Annotated in this window: 20 protein-coding genes; 16 read left to right on the forward strand and 4 right to left on the reverse strand. The window is 37.4% G+C overall.

Annotated features, from left to right (window positions below; all coding sequences use genetic code 11):
• Positions 1-10: 10 nt before the first annotated feature.
• A complete protein-coding gene (locus D0T08_RS25335; RefSeq protein ID WP_116985552.1) occupies positions 11-865 on the forward strand; it encodes a sugar phosphate nucleotidyltransferase in 855 nt (284 codons plus the stop codon).
• Here D0T08_RS25335 and D0T08_RS25340 read toward each other — a convergent pair.
• Entirely contained in the window at positions 862-2,112 is a 1,251-nt protein-coding gene (locus D0T08_RS25340) for an MFS transporter (RefSeq protein WP_116985553.1), read from the reverse strand. The two genes, D0T08_RS25335 and D0T08_RS25340, sit on opposite strands and share 4 nt — an antisense overlap.
• A 102-nt stretch (positions 2,113-2,214) precedes the next feature.
• Here D0T08_RS25340 and D0T08_RS25345 point away from each other — a divergent pair, with 102 nt between their 5' ends.
• From D0T08_RS25345 to D0T08_RS25380, 8 genes are all read left to right on the forward strand, one after another.
• Positions 2,215-3,318, forward strand: a complete 1,104-nt coding sequence (locus D0T08_RS25345) for a plastocyanin/azurin family copper-binding protein (RefSeq protein ID WP_116985554.1) — start codon at positions 2,215-2,217, stop codon at positions 3,316-3,318.
• A gap of 1 nt (position 3,319) precedes the next feature.
• Entirely contained in the window at positions 3,320-4,810 is a 1,491-nt protein-coding gene (locus tag D0T08_RS25350) for a hypothetical protein (RefSeq protein WP_229239052.1), read from the forward strand.
• A 113-nt stretch (positions 4,811-4,923) separates the two neighbouring features.
• Complete coding sequence (locus D0T08_RS25355; RefSeq protein ID WP_199538220.1) at positions 4,924-6,222, forward strand: acetyl-CoA hydrolase/transferase family protein; 1,299 nt, start codon at positions 4,924-4,926, stop codon at positions 6,220-6,222.
• A 79-nt stretch (positions 6,223-6,301) separates the two neighbouring features.
• Complete coding sequence (locus D0T08_RS25360; protein ID WP_116985556.1) at positions 6,302-6,763, forward strand: RidA family protein; 462 nt, start codon at positions 6,302-6,304, stop codon at positions 6,761-6,763.
• A gap of 57 nt (positions 6,764-6,820) precedes the next feature.
• Positions 6,821-7,345 (forward strand): DinB family protein, encoded by a 525-nt coding sequence (locus tag D0T08_RS25365; RefSeq protein ID WP_116985557.1) that lies wholly within the window; start codon positions 6,821-6,823, stop codon positions 7,343-7,345.
• Between the two features lie 35 nt (positions 7,346-7,380).
• Positions 7,381-7,767, forward strand: coding sequence for a MoaF-related domain-containing protein (locus tag D0T08_RS25370; protein WP_116985558.1), 387 nt, complete (start codon positions 7,381-7,383; stop codon positions 7,765-7,767).
• Between the two features lie 27 nt (positions 7,768-7,794).
• Positions 7,795-8,424: a hypothetical protein gene (locus D0T08_RS25375; protein ID WP_116985559.1), complete on the forward strand. Its 630-nt coding sequence runs from the start codon at positions 7,795-7,797 to the stop codon at positions 8,422-8,424.
• Between the two features lie 39 nt (positions 8,425-8,463).
• Entirely contained in the window at positions 8,464-8,919 is a 456-nt protein-coding gene (locus D0T08_RS25380) for a GNAT family N-acetyltransferase (RefSeq protein WP_116985560.1), read from the forward strand.
• Between the two features lie 112 nt (positions 8,920-9,031).
• Here the strand turns inward: D0T08_RS25380 and D0T08_RS25385 are convergent, their stop codons facing one another.
• A complete protein-coding gene (locus tag D0T08_RS25385) occupies positions 9,032-10,267 on the reverse strand; it encodes an alkaline phosphatase family protein (protein ID WP_116985561.1) in 1,236 nt (411 codons plus the stop codon).
• Between the two features lie 106 nt (positions 10,268-10,373).
• Positions 10,374-10,781 carry a lipocalin family protein gene (locus D0T08_RS25390; RefSeq protein WP_116985562.1) on the reverse strand — a complete coding sequence of 136 codons (408 nt, stop codon included), beginning with the start codon at positions 10,779-10,781 and terminating at the stop codon, positions 10,374-10,376.
• Positions 10,782-10,909: 128 nt separating this feature from the next.
• On the opposite strand from D0T08_RS25390, the gene D0T08_RS25395 reads away from it, so the two are divergent.
• The 7 genes from D0T08_RS25395 (at position 10,910) to D0T08_RS25425 (ending at position 18,113) form a co-directional block, all read left to right on the forward strand.
• Positions 10,910-13,015, forward strand: coding sequence for an alpha-amylase family protein (locus tag D0T08_RS25395; protein ID WP_116985563.1), 2,106 nt, complete (start codon positions 10,910-10,912; stop codon positions 13,013-13,015).
• A gap of 71 nt (positions 13,016-13,086) precedes the next feature.
• On the forward strand, positions 13,087-13,884 hold the full coding sequence (locus D0T08_RS25400) for a penicillin-binding transpeptidase domain-containing protein (protein WP_116985564.1): 798 nt from the start codon (positions 13,087-13,089) through the stop codon (positions 13,882-13,884).
• A 30-nt stretch (positions 13,885-13,914) separates the two neighbouring features.
• Entirely contained in the window at positions 13,915-14,265 is a 351-nt protein-coding gene (locus tag D0T08_RS25405) for a DUF1801 domain-containing protein (protein ID WP_116985565.1), read from the forward strand.
• Positions 14,265-15,101, forward strand: coding sequence for an AraC family transcriptional regulator (locus tag D0T08_RS25410; protein ID WP_116985566.1), 837 nt, complete (start codon positions 14,265-14,267; stop codon positions 15,099-15,101). The genes D0T08_RS25405 and D0T08_RS25410 overlap by 1 nt, the downstream gene beginning before the upstream one ends.
• 60 nt (positions 15,102-15,161) lie before the next feature.
• The gene (locus D0T08_RS25415; protein ID WP_116985567.1) at positions 15,162-15,974 is read left to right on the forward strand and encodes an oxidoreductase; all 813 of its coding nucleotides are present in this window, start codon (positions 15,162-15,164) and stop codon (positions 15,972-15,974) included.
• Positions 15,975-16,111: 137 nt separating this feature from the next.
• Complete coding sequence (locus D0T08_RS25420; RefSeq protein WP_116985568.1) at positions 16,112-17,764, forward strand: M28 family metallopeptidase; 1,653 nt, start codon at positions 16,112-16,114, stop codon at positions 17,762-17,764.
• Positions 17,765-17,774: 10 nt separating this feature from the next.
• Entirely contained in the window at positions 17,775-18,113 is a 339-nt protein-coding gene (locus D0T08_RS25425) for a hypothetical protein (protein WP_116985569.1), read from the forward strand.
• 90 nt (positions 18,114-18,203) lie between these two features.
• Here D0T08_RS25425 and D0T08_RS25430 read toward each other — a convergent pair whose 3' ends face one another.
• Entirely contained in the window at positions 18,204-19,109 is a 906-nt protein-coding gene (locus D0T08_RS25430; RefSeq protein WP_116985570.1) for an OmpA family protein, read from the reverse strand.
• Positions 19,110-19,429 lie beyond the last annotated feature (320 nt).

Consider the following 19,429-nt stretch of genomic DNA (forward strand, 5'->3'; position numbering starts at 1 on the left):
CTCATTCTTCATGAAACTTCTAATTTTGGCCGGGGGTATGTCCTCCCGTATGAAAAAGGCTATGGATTCAGACACTTCTCTTGACCCAAGGCTTATAGAACAGGCAAATACATTACCTAAATGTATGTTAGGCATAGGTAAAAATGGCCGCCCTTTCATGGACTATGTGTTATATAATGCATCAAAAGCAGGTATAAAAGAAGTAGTACTGATATTGAATCCTAAGGATACGGTTACCCAACCTCACTACGAAAACCTAACAGCAAGTGGCAATAACTGGGGGCTTAATATACAATTTGCCAGACAATATATTCCTGACAATAGAGAAAAGCCTTTGGGCACAACCGATGCTATTGAACAAGCATTAGCGCAATTCCCTTCCTGGCAGGATAGTCGTTTTATTGCCTGCAATGGAGATAACCTTTATCCAACCAAAGCCTTCAAATTATTAGTAGACGACACTCACCCCAATGCCATGCTTGATTGGGATACAGAAGGCTATACGATAGAACGTGTGCGTAACTGTGCTATTATCAAAAAAGATGAAGAAGGCTATCTGGTTGATTTATTAGAAAAGCCCAATGATACTGAATGGGAAGAAATTGTACAGACTATGCCACGCATAGGCATTAGCTGGAATATCTTCGCTTTTACCGCTAATAAACTCTTGCCTTTCTTAGAGAAAACACCTCTACATCCTATCAGAAATGAGAAGGAAATACCGGTTACAGTAAGATTATGGGCGAATGAAGTCCTTAAAAGCATTTACACTATTCCCATTTCTGACGTTTTACCGGATTTAACCAGTAAAAATGACATTGCAGAGATTCAGGCCATTTTAGAAAAAGAATATGGCGATTTTTAAGCTTCTTTTTCTACCACTAAATTTTTGGTTGGATCAATGACAAACCATAACATCGAAGCAACTATTAAACATCCTGCTATCAGAAACAAAGGATAGTTAAAGTTGCCTGTTTGGTTCACGATGATACCAAAGATAATAGTAATGAAAAAGCCACCTAATTGTCCGGCAAAGTTCATGGCTCCTGCTACTGTTCCTGAGTATTGTTTACCAATATCTACACAAACGGCAAAAGCTACTGGTAAGGTAAAGTCTTTCAATAAAACGCAAAGTGATAATAAATAACCCGCTAATTGATTATCAGTTGTTAAGCCCGAAGCTAAAAAACAGACACTGGAACTACCCAAGCCTAATACCCCTACAATTCGTCGGCCTAATTTCAGTCCATATCTTTTAGTGAGAAAGTCACTGGCAAATCCGCCTACTATACATCCGATAGCTCCTAAAAAATAAGATAAGGAAACAAAATTCTTTGCTTGTTCTTCGGTCATGTGTCGGCCCTCCTGAAAATAGGTTGACGACCAGTTCGTAAAGAAATAAGAAGCATAAAAGAATAAATGGCACATCAGCATCAACACCCAGACATTCGGGTTTTTAATAACAATTCTCCAGTCAACATGATGGTCTGAAACTACTTTTTTTCTATTAGTCTCTATTTCTTCTACTTCTTTCTCAGTGATTCCAGCCATTTCTGCAGGCGTGTCGCGAAACCAGAAATACCAGGCAATTGCCCATAAAGCTCCTACCAGACCTAAAATAAAAAAAGCCATACGCCAGCCTGCTATATGCACTAAAGGTATTACCAATAGAGGTGTCAACGCTCCCCCTAATCGCCCGGCGGCCCAGATAACAGATTGTGCTCTGCCTACTTCAACAGACGGAAACCATCGGGAGATAACAATAGAGGCATTCGGAAAAGCTCCGGCTTCGCCCGCCCCGAATAGAAATCTGACAACCAATAAATATATATAACTGAAAGCCGTTCCTGTTAAAGCCGTAAAGCCCGACCACCATAGTACCACTCTTGTCAAAACCTTGCGAGGGCCAATTTTATCACCTAAAATACCAGTTGGTAATTCAAAAAGGGCGTATGAAAGAGAAAAAGCCCCAAGAACGTAGCCAAATGATTCGTTATTTAAGCCTAAATCTGCTTTGACGTACTTACTTACTACATTCATACAGACTCTGTCAAGATAGGTAATGATAGAAAGCAGGAATAAACCAAAAAGGACCTGGTAGCGGATTTTCATAGAAATCTGGTAAGAATAGTATAATTTTAAGACAGGTAAATATAAGAAAAATTACTGATTAGTCCTTATTTTTGGATACTCATTCATCCCTAAAGATTTAACATGTTAAAACCTGTTCTTTCAATTAAGCTACGCTTTTTATGCTTAATTCTATTCTTATGTTCGGCCTATTACCCCCTATCCGCTCAGCAAGATACTACTATCGTCATCAAGGTTTTAGGAGGTCTGCAATTTGATTTGCCCCGTTTTGCAGTCAAGCCTAATACACGGGTAACGATTACTTTAGATAACCATGATGATATGGCACATAATCTGGTAGTTACGCAACCCAACTCACGCGTGAAAGTAGTTGATGACGCTTTGAAATTGGCAGAGAAAGGCGCTAAAATGGATTATGTACCAAATTCACCATTAGTAATTGCGCATACCAAAATTCTTGACCCTGGCCGGATGGAAAGCATTACTTTTCTGGTAGACAAAGAGGGCACCTACCCTTATGTATGTACGTACCCGGGTCATGGCTATGTAATGTATGGCGCTATGTATGTTACGACAAAGCCATTACCACCAATTGAAAAAGATTTAAATGTACCGGAAGCTCATAGACAAAAAACAGGTGCGATGACCGGCCATGCAGGACATCAGATGGCTGCTCCATCACCTCACCCTTATCCGCTTAAGTATCCATTGCATTATCGTACTTTTATGCCTGATTGTGGACCCGCAGCCATTGCAGTGGCTTTAACAGAAACAGAATCTTATTGTTTTGATGCAGGTAAATGTTATTTAAGATATGCATGGTCAGGCGGGTTTGTAGATAACAGTGAACAATGGAAAGGTAATGGCAGCAAGCTCACTAAAATAGTGGGGGATGTTTATTGGCGAGATAATACCGGATTTCCATTTAAAGTAGGTACGATAGACAATACTCCCGAGGTTCATTTCAAAGGCTATCATTTTACTAATCGTTTGCCTACTTTCAGATATTTGTTGAATACGATTGAAGTAAAAGAAACGCTTACTTTGTTGCCCAATGGCGCAGGCTTAAGCAGAACTTTTACTTTTAAAAATAATAAGCAATCGCTTTTCTTTGTTACCAAAGCAGATGATGGCATTACCTATAAGAGTTCAGTAGGTAAATTTGATAATGGCATATTGAAGATTCCTGCAGGAACACAAAAAGTAACTCTAACCATGAAGAAATAAGATGAAAACGATAAGATATATAATAGTTTTTGCCATAGCCTTGCTATTCGCTCAGAATAGCTTTGCTAAATATTATGCACCTAAGGATTCAGCGGCTGATTATTATAGCGTTGAAAATATTCCTTTGCCGGATGGTTTGATTGCTGAAACAGGAGCTATTGGTTTTATGCCGGATGGTCGCTTCATTGCCTGTTTCCACAGAGGTGAAATCATGACCTATAACCGGAAAACGAAGAAATGGAAACTCTTTGCCGAAGGTTTGCATGACCCATTAGGTATTTTAGTGGTGAATGACAGAGAAATTCTGATTATGCAACGCCCTGAACTAACCCGTATCAGAGATACAGATGGCGATGGTGTAGCAGATGATTATGAAACAGTAACAGATGATTTTGGATTATCAGGTAATTACCATGAGTTTGCTTTTGGGCCAGTGGCAGATAAGCAGGGCAATTTATATATAGCCCTGAATCTCGCTTCTAATGGTGCGGGGATTAGAAAAGAAATCAGAGGAAAATATGATTCGCTTTCTCGTCCGGGCCGGATGTACTCTTGTGTGCCTTATAGAGGTTGGATTATGAAGCTGACTAAAGATGGAAAATTGCACCCATATGCGGTTGGTTTCCGTTCGCCTAACAGTCTGGGCTTTGATGCGCAAGGCCGTTTATTTGTTTCTGATAATCAGGGCGACTGGCTGGGTACGAGCAAATTATTTCATGTAGAAGAAGGTAAATTCTATGGGCATCCCGCAGGGTTAATCTGGAAAGAGGATTTTCCGAGAGTAGTACCTATTACCTTACCCGTAGCAAAACTGGATAGTATGCGTACCAAAGAGTCTTTTCAGTTTCCGCATGGTTATTTTGCCAATTCTCCTACCCAACCTATCTGGGATAATACCAAAGGGAAATTCGGTCCTTTTGCCGGACAAATGATTGTTGGAGACATGGACCATAAATATGTGATGCGAATACTACCTGAAGAAGTGGGCGGCGCATTGCAAGGGGCTTGTATACCGATGAATTTTGGTTCTAAAATGCGTATTGGCAATAATCGTTTGGTTTTTGCACCCGATGGAAGTCTCTGGGTAGGACAAAATGATCATGGTTGGGCAGGCTCAAGAGGGATTCAGCACATTTCATGGAAAGGTAAAACGCATTTGGATATCATGGCAATGAATCTGACTAAGACGGGCTTTGATTTGACTTTTACTCTCCCATTAAACGAAGAAGCAGCGAAAGATTTAGCCAATTATAAATTCAAACGTTTTTATTACGAATATCATCAGGCTTATGGCTCTAAACAATTTGATGTGCAGGATGTGCCTGTAAAATCTATCAAATTATCAGCCGACCGTAAGAAAGTTTCGCTTGAGTTGGCCGAAATGAAAGCAGGGTATGTCTATGAGCTAAGAACCGGAGATATAAAAACCAACGACGAAAAATACTTATTCAATAACCTAATTTGCTACTCATTAAACAAACTGCGGGATTGATTTTTTTGTTCTCTTAAAAGAATAAGATAGAAAGCAGTTTAGCGACTGACTAATATCATATTTGCTCATGACTTTATGTATGAGTTTTGTACTACGAATCAATCTTATTGAAAATGGCAATTGTTTCAGCAGAAGAAGCCCTGAAAGTAATTAAATCGGGCGATAAAATATATGTTCATAGTGTAGCAGCTGCTCCGCAGCATTTATTGGATAATTTAGTAAAGCGCTCTGGTGAGCTACGAAATGTAGAATTATATCATTTGCATACTGAGGGCGAGGCTCCTTATACTCGCTCGGAATATGAAGGTATTTTTCATACCAATGCTTTTTTTATTGGCAAAAATGTAAGAAAAGCCATTGAAGAAGGCCGTGGAAGTTATATTCCGGTGTTTTTATCAGAAATCCCCCGTTTATTCAAGCAAAAGATTATTCAGCTCAATGTTGCCTTAATCTCCGTTTCTCCGCCAGATAAAAATGGATTCTGTTCCTTAGGTACATCAGTTGATGCTACATTAGCTGCACTGGATTCGGCAGATATTGTGATTGCACAGGTAAATAAATTTGTACCCCGTACTTTAGGTGATAGTCAGATACACAGTAGCAAGATTAATTATCTTGTACCTTTTGATGCTCCTTTACATGAGGTTTCGTGGGGAAATCCTACAGACATTGAACAGAAGATTGGTAATCATGTAGCTTCGCTGGTAGAAGATGGCGCTACCCTTCAGATGGGCATAGGTAATATCCCGAATGCTGTTTTATCTGTTCTGGGTAATCATAAAGACTTAGGGATTCATACAGAAATGTTTTCTGATGGGGTTATTCCATTAGTTGAAAAAGGAGTAATCACCGGACGTTATAAGAAAAAACATCGGGGTAAAATTGTTTCTACCTTTCAATATGGCAGCAAAAGATTGTATGACTTTGTAGATGATAATCCATTGATTACCATGCTTCCTGTTGATTATGTCAACGATACTTCAATCATCAGGCAAAATCCAAAGGTGACTGCGATTAATAGTGCCATTGAGATTGATATTACCGGGCAGGTTTGTGCGGATAGTATTGGTTATAAAATGTATTCAGGTGTTGGTGGGCAAATGGACTTTATCAGAGGAGCAGCACTTTCAGAAGGAGGTAAAGCCATTATTGCTTTGCCTGCAGCTACGAAATATGGGGAATCTAAGATTGCTACTCATCTGAAAGAAGGTGCCGGAGTAGTTACTACCCGTGCCCATGTGCATTATGTAGTAACTGAATATGGAATCGCCTATCTCTATGGTAAAAATCTGGTTGAACGCGCCAAAGAACTGATTAAAGTAGCCCACCCCGACCATCAGGAACGGTTAGAGAAAGAAGCTTTTGAGCGATTTAAGCATCAATATTCCCAAGGCGTTTATACTTATTTGTAATTCAACAATAAAGTACTACATTGTGTAAAAGTGAATTTCATTTGTTGTTACTTTTGGAGTATCTAAAATCAACAATACAATGAAATTCACTTTTTTACTTTTTTTCTTATCCCTGGCTTTTACTTCTTTCGCACAAAGCCCTTTGAAGTTGGTTAATCCAAACTCTGTTGCTGCTCCCAAAGGATATTCCCAGGTTGCTCAGATAGATTTAGGTAATGCTACGATGTTGCTCATTTCGGGTCAAGTACCTCTAGACAAACAAGGAAATCTGGTTGGTAAAGGTGATTTGGCCAGGCAAACCGAGCAGGTATTTATCAATATCAAAAACATCATTGAAGAAGCAGGTGGTAATATAAATCATCTGGCTAAGGTGAGCTATTTTATTAAGGATGTAAGTAAAATACAGCTAGTAAGAGACATGCGCGATAAATTCATCAATACTCAATCACCACCAGCAAGTACTTTAGTCGAGGTCAGTAAATTGTATCGGGATGATGTTTTGATAGAAATTGAAGCTACAGCAGTGATTCCTAAAAAATAAACTTTCTCATTAGTCATATTCTATTTATTTTGAGTAATAAATCTAAGCTACCTATCTATGACTCAAGTACAATTACTAATCGAATCCATCAGCAAAGCCCGGGCTGACTATCTATCGGAAGTTAATAGCTTAAGCATACATCAGATTAGTAATAAACTATCTGATGAAGTATGGAATGCCATCGAGATTACGGAGCATCTCTATTGGGCTGAACAAAATGGTTTAGTGGCAATCTATAAAACTATCCATGCTAAAGAAGAAGGCAAGTCAGTTTGGGAGGGCGACCCTGTAAATAAAGGTTTGCCCATTGAAGTGATTATTGACCGCACCTGGCAAACAAAAGAAATTGTACCTGCAAGCGCCGCCCCTCGTGTAGGTGGCCCGATTGATTTATGGACTAATTATCTGAAGAGTCTTGATGTACCTTTGCATGGGCTTGTCAATAAATTAACTGACGAAGACTTAGGTATAATGACTTTCCCCCACCCTATTTCAGGGCCATTTGATATCCGGCAAAGATTAGAATTTCTACGTTTTCATATTGAAAGACATAGAAACCAGGTAGCTGCCGTAAAAATTTAATACTATTGCAATCTCAAACACATCTATTTAAACTCATGAACAAAATTCTATTATTAATTGGCTCTATTGTCTTTCTATCTTCATGCGTTGGCAAAGGCGAAGAAATACCCCTTATAAAAACAGGAAAATTAGAAGTTGGGCAGACCTACGTATATGACTATGGTGATGCACTCTACGAAGTAAAATGCCTGACCGACTCCACCTTGCGTTGGGAATGCGTTTTTGGAGAAGAAAAAGGCAGACAGGAAACCGATAGATATTACCAGAAAGAACTGGAAGGTAATAGCGTATTTGTTACATGGGCCGAAGCAGATGGCATAGGTGTAAGTCAGGTGATAGACTTCAATAAGAACAAAGTACAATCTTATTTATTGATTGATAAGAAAATTGAATTGGCAGAAGCCAAGATTACCAAAAAATAAACAATTAAAACTGTCTGTTGATTAAAAATGAAAAAAGTTGTTTACCTGATTTTTTGTTTAATTTCCTTTAGTTCATATAGCCAATTTGAAAAAGGAAAATCTTATATAGGCTTTGATTATTCCCGTAACTATAGGATACCTGAAATAAAAGGTTTTAAAGGATCTTGGATTTCTATAGTAGGGATTCCGACAGCCGGTTTTTTTTTGAAAGATAATATGCTGTTAGGAGTGAATTTAAGATGCCGAATCCCTTCGAAATATGTCAGACAACGTTTTTGGGGTGAGGGTTTGGGTGTAACTGCATCATTTTCACCTTTTCTCAGATTGTATAAAAAAAGCGAAAATAAGATAATCCCGTTTATACAGTTTAGTCCCGAGTTTGGAATAGTAATAGGGACTAAGAAAATTAAATTTACTGATGCTTCCGGAATGGCGGCTACAATTCAATCCAAAGAAATTAACATTGGTGCACAAATCGATGCCGGAGTTTCATTTAAACTGTCTAAAAAAGTAATATTTGACGCATCACTTTATATAGTTAGAGTTCTTTCAATTAGATATTCCAAAACAACAGGTAGTGCGGTTGATCCGGTTGGCAGGAGGCATGATTTCGACACAAATATGGGATTTACTGGGGGATTCAAAGTACTATTTTAATTAATTTATTTTAGAAAACTATTTTATTGATAGCTAAAAATGATATTCAGAAAAGCTACTAAAGAAGACGTTCCTTTTATTATACAAATGTTAGCCAATGATAAGTTGGGGAAACTAAGAGAAGATTACCGTAAACCCTTGCCTGAAAAGTATTACAATGCTTTTGAAAATATTAATGCCGACCCGAATCAGGAATTAATAGTGATTGAAAAAGCTGGTGAGGTTATTGGTACTTTACAGTTAAGCTTTATTCAATATCTCACTTATCAGGGAGGTATCAGAGCGCAGATTGAAGCCGTAAGAATCAGAGAAGATTTGAGAGCTGGGGGGATTGGTCAACAGATGTTTGAGTGGGCTATTGCAAGAGCCAAGGAAAGAGGAGCGCATATTTTACAACTTACCACGGATAAAAGTCGCCCAGAAGCTTTACATTTTTATGAGAAATTGGGTTTCAAGGCAAGTCATGAGGGTATGAAATTGCATTTTGAGGCCTGATAATTTGAAGAATCTTATATAAGCCTTATAGGAGCGTAAAAAATTAAAAAAGGTCGGATATTCAATCATATCTGACCTTTTTTTTTAAAATCTTTATCGTTAATCATCTCTATTATTTTTTCTCCAAAACAACCCAACGATTAAGTGTATTGTGTGGCATTTCCATTACTAGTTTGTAGAATGATGAATTATAAGTGCTAACATCAATGGTTGCCTTTTCAGCATCAACGGGTACCTTTTTAATTAATACATAATTATCTGTTTTGCCTGTCTGGAAATAGTTTGTGGTGCTTAACCAGATTTTTGCTTGTCCTTTTTTATCAATGGCTTTCCAGGTTAAATCTATTTTCCCGTCTTTGAATTGGGCTGTTGGTTGCACGGCTGAAACCTTACCGGTTAATGGCGCACCATCAATTTCAAATTGTCTGTCACGCGGTAAAGTGATATCCATAAATGAGGCAACAGACGGCATAATATCTACGATTCCGGGTTGGTAGTTTTTGAAATAAGGGTTTAGATTTTTTGCATTGGTAACCATCCAAGTAGCTCTTTCTCTGTCTGACTGTCCACCATGGCCTTTGCCAGTTTTTGCATCACGACCGTGGTCGGTAGTGATATAAATTACCCATTCTTCTTTAAAGTTCTTTTCACGGTATTGAATAGCTTGCCAGACACGACCTACTTGTGTATCCATCTGCTCAATGGCTGAATAAAACTGAGGACTATCCCCATATTTATGACCCATATCATCGGTAAATTCCAGATAGACCCAGGTTAAATCAGGTGCGTCTGTTCTAATGGAATTAGCTGCTTCAGTTGATACTTTTTCGTCTATTATATTGATATATCTGCTCTCTTTATCATGGGGATAATTTACTGTATCCAATTCCAGACCATCTAAATGGTAATTAGTCATGATATTGCCAGTTTGCGGCAAATCCTCTCCCACCAATTTAGTACGGTTATCCAACCAGGTTGAGAAAACGGCTGTTTTCTTTTTAGGATATTGCTCTTTTAGGAAACGGAATATTGTCCAGTAGTTATAGTTAGGGTCTTTAATATCATTCCCCCATACATTATGCTTATTTACCCATGTGCCTGTCAACAAGCTATTATAACCTACTGCAGAGATAGTTGGGGTCTGAGAATAAGCCCCCTTATCACCGCCTACGTAGGCACGGGCATATCCACCCACTTTAGCAATAGAATCCAGATAGGGTTTCTTCATTTTTTCAATGACGTCATTCGGGATACCATCAACAATAATAAATACTGCTTTTTTGGCGGTTTGTGCCTGGCTATCCAAAGCACAAAATAATACGAAGAACAAAAAGAGGATTTTTTTCATGAGGCAGTAAACAATTATTGTAATTTTTTGACTGCAAATATAGCCAAACAATGCTGCTGCTTACAGCACGATATGTGAATTATATATTAAATGTACGAGACAAAACCTATTCTCTCTCAAATATATATTCACCTGTATCAAACGGAATTAAGATCAATTTCTTGTCTGAAACAGACTTGATTTTTATTAATCTGCCTGATATTGAGGACATGCACATGGCACGGATTCTCACATCGCCATTTTCCATTTCATAACTACCCATACCACAACCTAAAAAAGCATATTCAACAGGGATAGTGCCTTGGTAGGTTTCATTGAAATCACCCTTATTCGAAAACTCCACAAAAACTCTTTTATTGTTAGGCACAATAGTATTATCACAAGTATTTACGCCTGTAGGTTTGCAGTAAGAAGTAAGTTTCCATTTGCCAACAATTCCGTTATCTGGATCAAGCTGTTTGTCTCTGCAAGCGAGAAGACAACTAAAGAGTACCAATATTAGTAATTTCTTCATACGTGTGTTGGTTAGATAAATATTCCTGACGGTTTTTACAATATTAACTAAAAGCTTTCAATTGAACAAGGCCGTTCTGCCTCAAAGATTGCTTATCTTTGAGGCACCATCTGTCAAAATACTTATCTATGAAGAGAAGCAGTTTATTAAGTGCCATTCTGGTTTGTTTTCTTTACAACTTTACTTTTGCCCAGACGAACACACAAGCTTGGTGGAAGCAGAATAATTTAAGGGTAATTCAGGCTAATCTTCCGGCATATGAAGCTGCTACACTCAATCCTGATTCACTGGTGAAAGACCTGATTGATTATTCTGCTAATACACTTATTATCAATGCAGGTGGGATTATGGCTTTTTATAAAACCAAACTCGATTTTCATTATATCAATCCATATATGAAAGATGATATGCTGGCACAGGTTGTGAAAAAATGCCATCAGCACAGTATTAAGGTAATTGTCCGATTCGATTTTAGCCGTGTGCACGAAAGTATCTTTAAAGCTCATCCTGATTGGTGTTACGTTTCACCTAAAAACGAGCGGATTATAAATACAGATATGTATGTAGTATCAATCAATGCGCCCTATGTTCAGGAAAAAGCTTTTAAGATTATTGAAGAGGTAATAGATAATTTTTCTGTAGATGGAATTTTTTTGAATATGCCCGGTTATCAGGTGAATAATCCATATGAGGGTAAATATCATGGTATCGACCAGAATGAATATGATAAAAAGGCCTTTGCAGCTTATAGTAATGGTTTGGCACTTCCAACTGTTGAAGACAAGGCCGACCCGGTTTACCAGAAATATCTGACCTTTAAGAAAAGTACGATAGAAGATTGGTCGGAACGATTGGAGAAACTCGTCAAATCAAAAAGTAATCAGATTGCTATTTGTACTTATCTGGATAAACATGTGGACATTATCCGCCATGAATCACAGACGAATAGTCTTCCTTACTGGCCTTATAGTGCTTCTGATAATGTAAATAATGCCAAAAACTCTTTTCCGGAGCATATCATTAGTAATGCCAGTATTCAGCAAATTTCATTTCAATCAAGGTATAATGCTGTTGAACCTGAAGAAGTAGGTATCAGGCTTTATGAAAATATTGCCAATGGATCAGGATTGGATATTAGTCTGATGGGTGATATGCGAGGCTATGAAGATGAACGTAATTTTGAAGTAATCAAAAAGATATATGCCCACCATAAAAAGCATGAACAATACTTCGGTAATTATTCTTCTATTGCCAAAATAGCTTTGATTGCTCCCGGCGCGTGGCCAAGTGGTGAGCCTATGCAGGAATACAGAGGTATACAAATGATGCTCAAAGAAGCCCATCTGTCATTTGATATTATCGAAGATGCCCAGATAGCGAGTCTTAAAGAAAAGCTTCAAAAATATAAACTGATTATTCTGCCGGAAATCACTTATCTGAAAACGGAAGCCATTGCTTTATTGAAAGAATTAAGCAAACAAGGAGCAAACCTGATAGCGACAAACCGGAGTTTTTTTGATTCACCTGAAACTTTACAGGAGTTATTCGGCGCAAAAATTATCAATAAAGACCATGATGGAAGTGGTTTTTACCTCTCTCCTGATAATAAAGACCTATTTAAAAGATTCAGGCAACAAAAAATGCTTTTCTGGAAATTCAATCTGGGTTTATATGATTTGTCAGGAGCAGATAAAACTTATTTACCTATTCTGAGCAAAGGCAGACCCGGCCCACCAGAAATTATTGGAGGCCATGACCCGACTAACTATTATGCAATGGGGGTAAAACAAAATCCTAAAAGCAAGAATATCATATTGCCTATTAATTTGGGCAAACTCTATTACCTACATGGTTATGAGCAACATAAGAATATTCTATTAGATATTATTGATTATGTTTACTCTGAAAATGGTCAAATTGTTCAGACCGATGCACCCGAGCGTATAGAGGTAATATTACAGGAATATCGAAAGAACACTGCTAATAGTACTACTCAAAAACATAGTGATGGTTTGATTTTACATCTGGTAAATCTGACTGGTTTTAGTGGAAATACCTATTTCAAAGCTTTGCCTGTATATAAAACAAACTTTAAAATCAAAACTGATTTTATGCCATCAAGGGTATTTTCACTCAACACAAATACTCCTATTCCATTCAATTGGAAGGATGGTTTTATTAGCTTTAAAATCAACAAAATTGGAGATTTCGAAGGAATTGTCGTAAATAGATAAGTAATAGAAATAAATTTCGGATTAACTTAAATAAGCTATTAAAAACCTTGTTACTGATTTAAAAACCCATTATGCGCACTACCATTTTATGCATTGTATTCCTTTATTCTTTACATGTTTCTGCACAAATTGATTTTGTAACCCCCTTTAAAGATTGCCAGATAGAGGGTAGTACTTCTATCTATGATTACAAGAACAAAAAATGGATATTAAGTGATAGCAAGGATGCTCAAGTTGAGACTTTGCCTGCTTCCACTTTTAAAATAATCAACTTATTTATAGCACTCGAAACAGGCGTTATTAAAGATGAAAATGAAGTGGTGAAATGGGTAGGCACAACAGACACAACTCTCTACGGCTACCGTCCTGATATTTATAAAGATATGACAGTAAAAGAAGCCTTTGAGGTATCGGCAGGTTGGGTATTTATTGAACTAGCAAAAAAAATTGGCAAAGAAAGATATAAGCACTATTTAAAATTGTGCAAATATGGCAATCAGAATTTATCACAGAAAGACGCTGACTTCTGGAATTTCGGGGCATTTGCTATTTCGACGATTAATCAGATTGAGTTTATGACAAAGGTTTATGAAGAGAAAGTACCTTTTTCAAAAAGAAATATTGAGATTCTGAAAAGGGTCATGATTACTGAGAAGACAGACGCTTATACCATCAGGTCGAAAACAGGTTGGACGAGAGTTTCTGGTAATGATATTGGCTGGTGGGTTGGGTATGTAGAACGTAATGAAAATGTTTATTTCTTTGCTACCCGGATTATCAAGAAACGTAGCACTATTAATAAAAACTTCGGGCAGTGCCGGAAAGACATCACTAAAAATATCCTGAGGCAACTAAAAGCTATAGAATAATTGTTCCTATTTTGAAAAGCATTTTAATCTATGCCCTCAGAACTAGAAAATTATTATCTGAAGCAAACCGAACCTATACAAAGCTGCTTATTGGCGCTCAAAAGCATTATTATGGATATTGATCCATTAATTACTCATGAGCGGAAATATCAGATTCCTTTCTTCTATTATAAAGGTAAGAAATTGGCTTATCTATGGGTTACAAAGAAGAAGTTGCAGGTTGGTTTTATAGAAGATAAATGTTTGCAGGAACCCATGGAAGGCATAAGATTAAAAGACAGGTATCAAAGTATAATTGTCAATCCAAAGGAAGATATTCCAATGGAAATCATCGTTGAAAACCTCAAAGAGCTTATGTATTTGTATGATAATTTAAGTTAATGGAACAGGCAGCTATATCAAGCATATCAAAATCAGGAATTTTCTTTTCATGTGCAGAAAAAAGGCATTTAGTAAAAGAACATGTAGTACCTGAGCATGTGCTTACACATGTATTTTTAGGGCGTTTATTAGTGACCGAAGCCAGCAGAGTTTATTCTATTGAAGAAGGTGATACTGTTCTGTTTCGCAAAAACCATCTGGCAAAAATTACGAAGTTCCCGAACGATACCACTCAATTCAAATCAATAAGTATATTTTTTACCACTACCTTTCTTCAAAAGTATTTTGCTACACATTCCAGAACAACAGGTACGAATAACGATAGAGTAAGGCAATTAAATCAACACCCTCTTCTCGATAGTCTTTTTAGTTCGCTATCACCTTATTTTGATTTTCAGGAAAGTTTGCCAGAAGAACTGGCAGAAATGAAATTAATGGAGGCTATGACTATTCTGAGAAAAATTGATGCTAAGGCTGAAGCTATCTTAACAGATTTTGCAGAACCCGGAAAAATTGACCTCGGTGGATTTATGCAGCAAAATTATTCATTTAATATACCAATAGAGCGTTTCGCTTATCTGAGCGGACGTAGTCTGGCTACTTTTAAAAGAGACTTCCAGAAAACATTTCATTTGCCTCCACAAAGATGGTTATTACAGAAACGCTTAGAACAAGCTCATTATCTGATTGCTGAAAGAAAACGCAAACCATCTGACGTCTATCTAGAAGTTGGTTTTGAAAACCTCTCTCACTTTTCTTTTGCCTTCAAACAAGCCTATGGCTATAATCCATCGGTTATATTTGAACCCACAACCAAAACATCTTTGAGCTTCTGACCAAAGTTACGCTTGACAATACCCCCTACTTTTGTACTGTATTTAAACAGTAACAAAAAAATGAAAAAAGTAGCTTTAATAACCGGTGCTTCAGCCGGAATGGGTAAAGAAACCGCTAAGTTATTAGCCCAAAATGGCTATATTGTATATGGTGCTGCACGAAGAGTCGCGCAAATGCAGGATCTTAAAAATCAGGGAATCAATGTATTATCAATGGATGTGTCTGATGATGAATCTATGCGTAATGGCGTAGAAGAAATTATCAAGGTAGAAGGAAGAATCGATGTATTAGTCAATAATGCTGGCTTCGGCTCTTATGGTGCAGTGGAGGATGTATCTATAGATGATGCCAAATATCAAATTGAGGTTAATGTTTTTGGTTTGGCAAGGCTTACTCAATTGGTTCTACCTTATATGCGCCAGCAACGTTCTGGCAAGATTGTTAATGTTACTTCAATAGGTGGAAAAATGGCTACACCTATGGGTGGTTGGTATCATGCCAGTAAGTTTGCCGTTGAGGGTTTGAGTGATAGCTTGAGGTTAGAAGTAAAACCTTTTGGCGTTGATGTGATTCTGATTGAGCCGGGTGGTGTTAAAACCGAATGGCAAGGTATTTCGATGGACAATATGCTAAAGGTTTCCGGCAATACTGCCTACAAGGATATGGCAGATAAAGCTCTAACAGTAGGCAGAAATGGACAAAAAAATTATGCTGAACCAAGCCTGATAGCAGAATTAATATTGAAAGCCATTACTGTCAAAAATCCAAAAGCCAGATATGCGGCAGGTTATATGTCAGGCATTATTCTATTTATGAAAAAATACCTGAGCGATGGCATGTTCGATAAAATAATTATGAGTCAGATGAAATAAGCATCCAAGACAGTTTAAGCGTACTCTTGCCCACCAAATAGAATTTTATAGTATATTTGGGCAAGAGTACTTTTTGTGTTTTATATCATCAAGGTAGTTTATTTTCTACTTTTTGCTATTTCAATCTTATTCTATCTATGCAAAAAATCCTATCCTTTCATTTAGTTGTATTAATTGCTCTCATTTTTACAGCCTGCAGTTCATCAGAAAGTTCGTTTGACGAACAGGATGGCGTTAATTCTTTTAATAAAGACAGTCTGTCACAGCATATTATCACTTTGGCATCAGATGATTTTCAGGGCCGCCGCCCTTTTACTGTCGGTGAAACCAAAACTGTAGAATACCTCACACAAACGCTCAAAAATATGGGAGTTGAGCCGGGCAATGGTAATGAGTACTTTCAGAAAGTACCTATGGTTGAAATCACCCCAACCTCCGATCCTACAATGAAAGTCACATCAGCCAAAGGTAGTTTTACTTTGAATAATATGAGTGATTACGTCATATGGACAGAAAATACGGACTCCGTTATATCTTTGAATAATGAAGAAGTGATTTTTGCAGGTTTTGGTGTGGTTGCTCCCGAATACAATTGGAACGATTACGCTGGACTGGATGTAAAAGGCAAAGTAGTCTTAGTAATGGTAAATGACCCGGGATTCAGTTCAGGAGATACAACCATGTTCAAAGGCAAAGAAATGACGTATTATGGCCGTTGGACTTATAAATTTGAAGAAGCAGCCCGACAAGGAGCCAAAGGCTGTTTGATTGTACATAATGAAGCTGCCGCATCTTATGGCTTTAATGTAGTGCAAAACTCATGGGGTAGATCTCAACAGCATTTAGATACCAGAGGCAGTAAAGAATATCGTTGTCCGGTAGAGGGCTGGATTACAGAAACAGCCGCCAAAAAATTGTTAAATACGATTCCTGATGGTGAATCGCTTTTAGTAAAGGCCAATGAAAAAGGTTTTAAAGGCACTCTATTAAATCTAAAGGTCACTACCTCAATGAAAGTAAAAGCAGTATTTAATGAATCAAAAAATGTGATTGGTAAAATAACGGGTTCAAAACGCCCGAATGAATATATCATTTATACCGCACACTGGGATCATTTCGGAATCGGGAAACCGGATGCTAAGGGAGATTCAATTTATAATGGAGCTTTGGATAACGCCAGCGGTACAGCGGCTATCTTAGAAGCTGCCCGCGCATTTAAAAGCATGAAAACTCAACCAGAACGGAGTATTGTATTTTTATTTGTGACGGGTGAAGAGCAAGGTCTGCTAGGCTCGGCCTATTATGGGCAAAATCCGGTTTATCCGGTTAATGAGACTGTAGCTAACCTGAATATAGATGTGATTAACAATTTTGGACCTACCAAAGATGTTTCTATTGCGGGGGAGGGGCAGTCAGAATTGGAAGACTATCTGAAAAAAGAACTAGATAAGAAAGGAAGATATATCGCACCGGAAGCACATCCTGAAGCAGGACATTATTTCCGTTCGGACCATTTCAGTTTTGCAAAAGTTGGTATACCTGCTTTGACAATCGGAGGCGGTATTGATGCTATTCCCCAAGGCAAGAAATATGGCCAGAAACAACAAGAACTTTACAATGATAATTTTTATCACCAGACTACCGACCAATACGACGCCTTAACCTGGAAACTGGAAGGTGGTTTAGAAGATACTATTTTATTATTTCAGATAGGGAAAAGATTAGCCTTTGAAACAACCTGGCCAGCATGGAAAGATGGCTCGGAGTTTAAGGCTTTGAGAAAAAAATAAACAGTTTATAATGAATCAATCAACAGAAACAAACAGACCACCTGCCATTACATTTATCTGTTCAGTAGCTTTTGTATGGGCATCTTTATCAATTCCATTAATATTTTTCAGTAGCAGTAAAGCTATAGGGGCATGGTATCCTCCTTATTTAGCATTTACCGTTGTGGCAAGCTATGCAAGTGCGTTTGGTATATGGTCAATGAGAAAATGGGGATTTTATGCCTATGTTAGCTTTAATGTTATTAATCAGGTTGTGCTTATCAGTATGAGTATGTGGTCATTGTTCTCAATTCTCATTCCCGCTATTGTAATCGGAGTAGTTTATACGAATCTGAAAAGCATGAAGTAAGTGATATGAAAAGTAATGCTTCTTATAACAAAGACGCCACTCTGCATTCCCAGAGTGGCGTCTTTTATTTATCTTAATGATTGATCAATATCATTTATCAGGATTTAACAAATCGTAGAATTGATCCAATTTTGGCATTAAGATGATACGAGTACGACGGTTAGTTGCACGTCCTTCTGGAGTATCATTGCTTGTTAGAACATTGTATTCTCCCCTACCAGCTGCAATCAATCTGTTCGGATCAACTTTGAAAGTACCTTGTAAGGCACGCACTACAGACGTAGCTCTTTTAGTACTTAAATCCCAGTTGTCTGATAAACAATCTGTATTGATAGAAACATTGTCAGTATAACCTTCTATCATTACCTCTAAATCAGGACGAGATTGGATGATCTGAGCGATTTTACCTAGTACCTCGTTCGCTCTGCTTGAAAGTTTGAAGCTACCGCTTGAGAACAACATTTTATCAGAGATATTAACCATTACGACAGTTTTGTCAACTTTGATATCTACATCTTTTTCGTCAATGCCTGCACTTAATACACGAGTCAGGTTAACAGCTAACGCTAAGTTAATAGAGTCAGCTTTAGTTCTGGCAGCTTGCAGACGGTTGATGTACTTATCTTTCTTCTCTAACTGAGCCAAAGTTTTGTCGATATTATCATTGGCTGCTTTTGAAAGAACTGTCAGATTACCCACTTGCTCCATTTGTCTGTCACGAAGAGATTTCAAATCATTGATCTGATCTCTTAAATCTTTGATTTGTGAGTCGCGTTGTTGAATATCGCTGGTAGTGGCCGTACGTAAGCTTTCTCTCTCTTGTTCAGCTTTTGCCAGACGGTCTTTGAAGTCTTGTACCTGATCACCACATTTTACTAAATCAGCCTGTGATTTTTCGTATTGTTGTTGAAGACCTGCGTATTTCTTTTTCGCCACACACGACGACATGAAAACAGCTACCGCAATAAAGAATAAAAACTTAGATGGAGTTCTCATACACTAATCTACTTGATGTTTAGGGTTTAAAATTTTCGCGAATGCAAATTTCGAAAATTATGAATTAATAAAAAATTAAATATTCGTTGCTTTATTGTTTTTTAATATCTAGTACTAATGCCTCACAAAAAAGTACTATTTTCTACTAAAAAATCATTAAAATCAATCTGAAATTTATAAAATCTTACATTCTGATTTTGAAGTTGTTTAATGTTTATGCAACTGATACTTTTTTCTGAGGATAATGATTGCAAAGGCAAAATAGTGTAATCCCAACCAATGCTTGGCATTTGTTTCATATCTAATCAGTAAGTTTTTAA

Origin of the sequence: Emticicia sp. C21 (assembly GCF_003418935.1) — a bacterium.
Lineage (GTDB): Bacteria > Bacteroidota > Bacteroidia > Cytophagales > Spirosomataceae > Emticicia.